The organism is Pseudobacter sp., assembly GCF_051955275.1.
Lineage (GTDB): Bacteria > Bacteroidota > Bacteroidia > Chitinophagales > Chitinophagaceae > Pseudobacter.
Map to the genome: position 1 here is coordinate 1 of NZ_JBQCGW010000004.1, position 8,415 is coordinate 8,415.

Here is an 8,415-nt window from a genome sequence, read left to right on the forward strand (position 1 = left end):
CTGTCTTTCACCGATTGCTTATTCAGATAATCCCTTAAACTTTTAATAGGAATATTCAGCTTCTCAAAATACTGTGTAACCAGTTTGTGCTTGGTCCGCGTAGCATCATTGGTGAGGTAAGTGGTATTCATCTGTGCATCCGTTTTCCAGATCATGGTCTGCACATAAGTGGCAAAATCCTCATGCTCGTTCTGCATACCGTAGGGAATGAAGAAACCTTTGGCGATGGCATTGGCCAGCGTTACACGCCTGTACTGATCGCTGCCTCGCAGGTATTCTGTTTTGGCAGGCGCTTCAAATCCTGATGGGATCTGGTGTTTACTGTCCAGGTAGTGTGTGTATTCATGATAGATGAAACCGATCAGACCGGCATCAGCAGGGTTGCTGCTGGGCGCTGCATCATAGATGGCACGAAGGAAATTCGCATCCGCTGTAGCTCCTTTTGCACGCAGCACAGTACCGAAAGGTGTAAGTCCACCAAGCGTAAGCCGGTTGGGCTGGATATTACCGGCCTGGCCAGCAGTGGATTCACCAAAGCTCTCGGCGCCACCGTAGTTGATACCACTTCCGATCAGCAGGATCCGCACCGGCGTTTCTTTGGTACTGGCAATGCCGGGAGCGCCCACCGAATCCATGGCGCGGAAGAACAGTTCTTCCACCAGTTCAATATAAGGCAATACATCAGCCTGTTTGGCCGGATCAGCAATTACATTCGGCGCATACGCAAACCGGTTCCACTCATATTCATAGATCACGCCGTATTTATCGAACACTTCCTTTTGCTTCCTGCCCAGTTCAGTGCTCAGGTCAAATACAGGAGCGGGATCCACCTCTGCCACAGGCTTTGATTCTTTCTTACAGCTCACAGTCATCAATGTGCTGCAGATGATCGACAGATATAGAAAATGCTTTTTCATATTTTTTCAGTTAATCGGTAATTCAATTTATTCAAGGCCAAGGTTCCTGGTGATCTCTTCCAGTGGCAGCTGAATCACATAAGCTTCCGGCTTGGTACCATCGATGGTATACGTTCCTGATCTGCCTACATGTGATACCGGAAGATTATGGCGTTTGATATCGAACCAACGCATGCCCTCGCTGGTAAAACGGATCCGCTTTACCTGTAACAGCAGGTCCATCGCGGGCTGAAGCCCCGTCATGGTATTCATAGAATTGATCCTGCTGTTGGCAGCGTTGGTATTGTAGGTCTGGTTATTGATCAGCAAAGTAAGGTTTGCCTTTGCTTCATCGGTGATGCCATTGTTCTTCCTGATATATGCTTCTGCACGATTGAACAATACTTCATCCACCGTCATCAACGGAAGATTGAAATTCCTGGTAGCCGTATTGAAGAACTTTCCGAATTTCTGCGGAACATAATCACGGAAGAGTGCGCTGGTCTGGATGATATAGTTGTTGGCATCATCTGCTCCGTTCTCCTGCATTAGCTGCAGTGCCGGATAAGGATACATGCCTGAAAAGAAATACGCGATCAGCTGGTAGGTATTATTGCCCATCAGCAGGTAAGTAGGATTTGCCGGATCGAAGTATTTATCGGAGAACTGGGCATAATCCGTGATGGAAGTCCTGAGTTGTTTCACATTCAATGGAACACTCCTTCTCTTCAGCAGTTCATCTGCATATTTGATGCAGTTGTCCCAGTCCTGCTTATCCAGGTAAACCCTTGTCAGCAAACCGAGGATGGCATCCTTGCTCAATGTAAACGGAGTAGCCACCGGCTCACTGTCTTCCACCAGCGACAAGGCGCTTGTCAGGTCTTCTTCAATGCTGGTGAAGATCTGCTGCATGCTCACTTTCTTGTAAGCCACTACTGCTTCTCCATAATATTTATCAACAAAGGGGATGGACATATCGGCGCCGGCTGTACCTGGATTGTATTGTTTGGCAAAAAGCGTGGTGAGCATATAGTTGCAATATGCTTTGATGGCTTTTGCCTTTCCGATCAGCACGTTCAGCCTCTTCTGCTCTTTTTCATCGACCGGTTTATACAGCGCTGCTTTTTCCAGCAATAACCAGGAGTTGATGATGCGGTAGTAATACCTGCGGAATGCCGTAACCGGATTGAATCCGCTTGCCAGGAACTGATTGGCCGCCAGTGATTCCCTTGTGATAGTCAATTCAAAGATGGGCATGGTTTGCTCTGCTGCCGTGGCAACGATATGCCCGGAGAGGTCTCTGAAGATATAATCATCGGTCATCAGGTCAGTAAAGTGATGGTCCGAATAAGGATGGAGATAATTCAGGGTCTTCTCCATATCCGGAAGCGTGGTGATCAGTGTTCTGTTATCCACCGGCTCCTCCAGGAATTTTTTACAGGAACCCAGGAGGCCTGATATGATCAGTAAACACAGGAATATTTTAGTCTTCATCGTATGATGGTTTTATCAGATCAGTTGATTAAAATGTAGCCGACAGGTTGAATGTGAAAGATTTTACCGGAGGCATGTTCAGGCCCGTCAGTAATGTTTCAGGATCCATTCCGTTCAGTCTGTCCGATGCAAATACAGCCAGGTTGGAAGCTTCCATTCCTATCGTGAAATTCTGCACTTTCAGCCTCCTGGCCAGTTTCTCGAAATTGTATTGCAGGGTTACGTTGCGCAGGCGCAGGTAGGAGGCATTGATAGTGCGGATATCAGACATATTGTAGGTAGAAAAGATCGACCTGTCGAAATACCCGGCATTATTGTAATCATTGATATCCTCCTGCAGGATCAGGCGTGGGATATTGGTGTATTGCTCATTACCTGAAGCGCGCCACCTGTTCACGAAATCACCATTCGCATTCTGATCATCGCGATACAGACCGGAGATAGTGCCTCTTCTGTAGAAGTCAGCTTTCCTTACCACATGGCCTGTATTGAACACCATGGAAATGCCCAGTGTAAAATTGCGATAGATGAAATTGGAAGCGAAGCCACCGGATACCAGCGGGTCCCTGCTTCCCTGATAAGATACATTGGTAAGGTCTCTTTCTGATTCAGAGAACCCCATCACCCTGCCGCCTTTTGTATCATAATACTCTGCAAGTCCGCGGTTGTTAAGTCCGGCAAAGCGGAATGAATACAAACCGGTCATGGGTTGTCCCTTAAGCGCGAATCCATTTGAATTGGCTGCATCATAAACGGAAGGGAAATTACCCTGGTAGTCAGACAACACCACATTTTTGTTATAGCCCATATTGAAATTACCTGACCATTTCAGGTGACCAACGATGGTCAGCGGCCTGATATTCACTGATGCCTCGATACCTTCATTCTTCATGTCAGCCCAGTTGAAGAGCTTGGTCAGATAACCAGAAGAAGACTGCACGGATTTATATCCCACCAGGTCAAAGTTCTTCCTGGAATAATAGTTGAAAGTAAAGTCTACCCTGTTGAAAAGAGACAGGTCCAGACCGGTACTGAACATATATTCTTTCTCAAATTCCAGTGAAGTATTTTCAGACTCCACGATGTTCACTCCTGTTACGTTGTAACCGGGATACAAACGCAGGATATTCTCATAATACGCAACCAGCTCAGGCCCGCGATAACCGGCATTTCCACGAAGACCGTAAGACACGCGCAGTCTGGCATCGGTGATGGCAGGGAAGAGAGGTTCCATGAATTCTTCCTTGATGATATTCCACGCTGCACCAATCGCCCATGTAGGCAGGAAGCGGTTTCTTGACGCCCTTCCCGAAATGTTGGTGGCATCGTTACGGAGTGAACCATCAAGGATATATTTTCCATCCAGGCTATAGGATGCGCTACCATAGTAAGACACTGCATTCCTGGTAAACTCAGTTACATAATTGGAAGCGCCTTGCAGCAGGTTTCTTCCGTTGTACATCCGCTGCTCATCCGCAGGAAGGTTAGTACTCAGCATCAGACGCTCATAGGCCAGGTTAGCAGGAGCAAACGTTTTGCTGTCGCTACGATAACCATAGCCACGGGAAAAATTTCCTGACTGATGATTCTGCGTTACTTCCATACCTCCCATCATATCCAGCTTATGCCTTCCCCTGTCGATCACACTCCACTCTGCCTGTCCGCGTACCGTATAGAATTTTGCGGAGTTGGTCTCACGATCCAGGATACCACCTTCGGGCAATACAGTCCTTGGCAGCTCGTAAGAAGGCGCACCAGGACTTTTATACAATCTTTCATTCACGTCTTTGATCCTGAAATCATCTGCCCTGAACTGGTTGGCATAATTGGAATATTCAGTCTGTATCTCATCGATGGCAGAGCTGGAATAACGGGTATTGAACAGGCCGGTCAGCTTCAGTTTGCTGGATACCTTGTAAGTCAGGTTCAGCTGGGCCAGGAAATCGTTGTTTGAAAGGTCGATATAGTTGTTGTTGATCTCATTGATGATATTGAAATCAGCATATCCTTTTTTATACAATTCAAATTTGCCATCAGGCGCATATGGCTTCATAGCTCGACTGGCATCTCTTGCATAAGAGAAAGGATTTACAAGGGTACCGGGATTTCTCTGGTCTCTCTTCGCATACTTCAACATCACTTCGGCACCGAACTTATCTGTGATCTGGAAGTTGTTAACAAAGTTGGCGGTAAACCTTTCAGTCTTTTCACCGATCGTTTTTCCGGGATCGGTATAATAACTGAAAGATACACGCGTAGCACTTCTGTCTCCGCCATAACTAAGGCTGAGTGAGTGTTGTTGCATAATGGAATTCTTGTAGAGTTCATCAAACCAGTCTGTATTCACCTGTTTGAGATCACGTACCATTTCACGGAACTGTTGCTCAGTGATATCCCTCCGGTTGTAGAGGTCCACTGCTTTTGAGAACGGGCCTGAATTGGCAGCACCGAAATTCATCAGACTGCTCTGGTAGATCTCAAAGAGTTCCTGGTTAAGCTCGATCTGATCTTTAGAATTCAGTACATCAAAATCCCTGATGGAAGGTTTGATGCTCAGTGTGGTGTTGGCGTTATAGCCAATGCGTAAAGGCGAGTTTTTCCTGGCCCTCTTTGTATTCACAACAATAACGCCGTTAACCGCCCTGGTACCATACATGGCGGTGGCGGTAGCATCTTTGAGGATGGTAAGGTCTTCAATGTCTTCCGGGTTCACATTGGAAAGGGCGCTGGCCAGCAGGTTCCTGGCGTTACCGCCATAGAGTTCTGATGGCACGATGTTCAGCGGTGCTTCCAGTGGAACACCATCAAGCACCCAGAGTGGCTCATTGATACCGCTGAGTGAAGCACTACCCCTGATCCTGATCTTGGGAGCAGTACCAAAAGTGGAGGATGTATTCTGGATGGCCACACCAGCTACCTGGCCCTGCAGCATTTTATCGAGTGTGCCGAGGCTGACTACTTTGATATCTTTTGTTTTTACAGTGGTGGCGGCACCGGCATATTCGCTCCGGTTCTTGCTCTGGTAACCGGTAACAACCACATCACCCATGGTGAGCGGTTCCTGTTCCAGTACCACTTCCACAACACCGGCATTCGCTGAAACCCTTACTCTGTAGGGTTTGTAACCTGTCATGCTGATTTCCAGCGTAACGATATCCGGTACATTGTTTAGAGTGAACTCTCCTTTTTCATTGGTGGATACACCCTGGTTGGTGCCTCGAACTCTCACACTGGCGCCTGCCAGCGGCTCGCCGCCCTTGTTGCGTACAACGCCGGATATATTTCCACGGGAGCTCTCGTCGGCAACAACGGCCAGCTGCGATTCGGAGGGAGGTGGGGCGGTTACCACTTTCTTTTTTACCACGATCGTTTTCTCCACCAGCTGGTAACTCAATGGCTGGTTCTCGAAACAGATGTCCAGCGCTGCTTTCAGCGTAACATTATCAACTTTGATGTCTACCTTGTTGGCAGTTTGTAATACTTTCTTTTCAAACCAGAAACGGTATTCTGTTTGCTGCTCTATCTTTTTCATCACCGTTTCCAGGGTAGCATTCTTTTCATTGAGGGTAACAGGTGTACCCTGATTGGCAAACACTGATTGCGTCAAAAGAAGCAGTAAGAGAAATGCAGGGATTTTCGGATAAAGCTGCCTGATATGAACCGGCGACCAGTTCTTCCGGGCAAAGCAGTTCAATAGGTGCATGTGCACATGCGCCAGGAGTAATCTCATGGTGAATGTTAGTTTAGGTAATAAATTAGAAATGGAATGGTATCATCCGGTCTTTCACGGAAGAACAATCAGTTTGTTTCCTTCAAGTTTAAAATTGATATCGCTTAAGCGTAATATCTCCAGCACGGCGTTCAGGCTTGAACTCCGGCTTATTCGACCTGTAAAATATCTCGCTTCATCTTTCAGTCTGATCTCTACATCCACCTGGTACCACCTGCTCAGCTGTGTCAGTACCTGCCTGATCTCGGTATCCCTGAACTGGAAAGCTCCCTCATGCCAGGCCATCACCACTTCAAGATCGGCCTGTGGCACCACGGAGAGTTCACCTCCTGCACCGAGCCTGCCCTGATTGCCAGGCACCAGCTTTCTGGCTACCGTTCCCTTATCGTCTGTCATCTGCACCGATCCCTGCAACAGGGTCACATATTTGATGGGATCATCCGGGTAGGCATTGATATTGAACTTTGTGCCCAGTACGTTCACCTGAAATCCATTAGCGCTTACCACAAATGGTTTCTTTGAATTCTGCGCTACATCCAGGTATACCTGTCCGGTTACAAACACTTTGCGCTCGTTTCCTTCAAAGCTGGCCGGGAACTGCAGGCTGGATGCAGCATCCAGCGAGGCCACAGAGCCATCGGGTAATGTGATCCTGAATTTCTGTCCCCTTGCCGTGCTGATGGTATTGAAACCTACAACGCCAGTGGCCTGCGGAGCGATCACATAGCTCACTTCATTTCCATTTTTTACGATCTCCACGCCTTTTTCTTTCATCACTACCCCATCCTTCAGTTCATCCAGGTTGAATTGCTGGTTATTGCTGAGGGTGAGAATGGCGCCGTCTCCACCCGGTGGATGATCAGCAACGGTTGCTATGGGTTGTTGTTCTGTTTTCGGTTGTTCATTTCTGTTATATAACCAGAGCCCTCCTGCGCCGATCACCAGGGTGACCATGGCAGCGGCGATATACTTCCAATTGAAACCGGCTCTTCTTATAGGAGCTTCCATCCGGCCTGCTTCCAGTTTCATTTTCAGGTGCTGTAACATGGAGGCGCCCATGTCTTCAAACTGGGCAGGAGTTGCTTCCACGATGGCAGCATCTGTCTCATCGGCTTCTTCATACCATCTATGCAAAGCGGCGATCTCTTCTTCGGTAGCAATACCTTCGAAGTATTTTTTAGCCAGCTGATTTATATCTGAATTCTGATGAGCGTCCTGGTTCATACAATTATTACTATCGTTTAAAGCGCAATTTTTTGGCGGTGTTCACGCATGATTGACATTACTTTGGATACATATCCTTCTACTGTTCTGGGTGACACACCGAGTTGGGTGGCTATTTCATCGATAGGTTTATCCAGAAGTTTATGTTGCACAAAAACGATCCTGTATTTTTCTGGTAGTGAATCTGAAAATTTATTGAGTAACTGAAGGAAGAATTTATTCTCGTAGTCGGCCGTACTGGAGGCAACTTTTGCATTGGGATCCATTTGTTCCAGCAGGTAAACCTTTCCGCGCTTCTGGCGTGCCAGGTGCTTGTAAACAGCGTGCCTTGTCATGGCGGCCAGGTAAAAGTTAAGATCGATGATCTCCAGTTGCTCTCTTTTTTCCCACAGCGTAAAGAATACCGTCTGCACGATCTCTTTGGAGTCATCCAGAGAATGCAACCTTTTATGAGCTACATAGAATAACTGCTTCCAATAAATATTGTAAATAGCTGTAAAGGCGGATTCGTCCCCATGCCTGAGGCGCCTCAGCAGATCCTGTATGTTACAGTCAGCTGGTTTTCTCATTTAGTTACTTCCCCTTTCAGTTCTGGTTATAGAGTTAAGGTTCTCTATTAAAATTAAGAGCTTTTGAGAAAGAGTTTGTACGTAAGAATTAAGAAATATTTTTGAAAAATCTTAAACTAGATAAGATGATTATTGAGAATCAATGAATAAGATCCTGGCTCATTCAAATTCATGGTATATGGGTATCGGCGGTTTTCAGCGTATATATATGGCAGTTAGGGCACAAAAAAAGCCACCCTACGCAAATTGCGTGAGGTGGCTTATGAGTTTGATCCTGAAAGCTGACCTTACTTATGCTTCCTGATCAGCTCGATGAAATCATCGAACAGATAGCGGCTGTCGTGCGGCCCTGGAGTGCTTTCCGGGTGATATTGTACAGAGAAGGCGGGTCTGTCGGTCAGACGGATGCCTTCAATTGAATCGTCGTTCAGGTTCACGTGTGTTACTTCCACATTGGGTGCATTCTTCACGGCTTTGGGGTCCACACCGAAACCATGGTTCT

General features: G+C 47.0%; 6 protein-coding genes. All 6 read right to left on the reverse strand.

Translation table 11 applies throughout. The annotated features are described in order from the left end of the window. Positions 1–917 (reverse strand): putative zinc-binding metallopeptidase (locus ACTHMC_RS00550; RefSeq protein WP_440409914.1); only part of this gene is annotated, 917 nt, incomplete at its 3' end. A 27-nt stretch (positions 918–944) separates the two neighbouring features. Beyond that, on the reverse strand, positions 945–2,390 hold the full coding sequence (locus ACTHMC_RS00555) for a RagB/SusD family nutrient uptake outer membrane protein (RefSeq protein WP_440409916.1): 1,446 nt from the start codon (positions 2,388–2,390) through the stop codon (positions 945–947). Between the two features lie 28 nt (positions 2,391–2,418). Further along, a complete protein-coding gene (locus ACTHMC_RS00560) occupies positions 2,419–6,120 on the reverse strand; it encodes a SusC/RagA family TonB-linked outer membrane protein (protein WP_440409918.1) in 3,702 nt (1,233 codons plus the stop codon). Positions 6,121–6,174: 54 nt separating this feature from the next. Further along, entirely contained in the window at positions 6,175–7,344 is a 1,170-nt protein-coding gene (locus tag ACTHMC_RS00565) for a FecR family protein (RefSeq protein ID WP_440409919.1), read from the reverse strand. Positions 7,345–7,361: 17 nt separating this feature from the next. Next, complete coding sequence (locus ACTHMC_RS00570) at positions 7,362–7,913, reverse strand: sigma-70 family RNA polymerase sigma factor (protein WP_440409920.1); 552 nt, start codon at positions 7,911–7,913, stop codon at positions 7,362–7,364. A gap of 287 nt (positions 7,914–8,200) precedes the next feature. Then, positions 8,201–8,415 (reverse strand): glutamine amidotransferase-related protein (locus ACTHMC_RS00575; protein WP_440409921.1); only part of this gene is annotated, 215 nt, incomplete at its 5' end.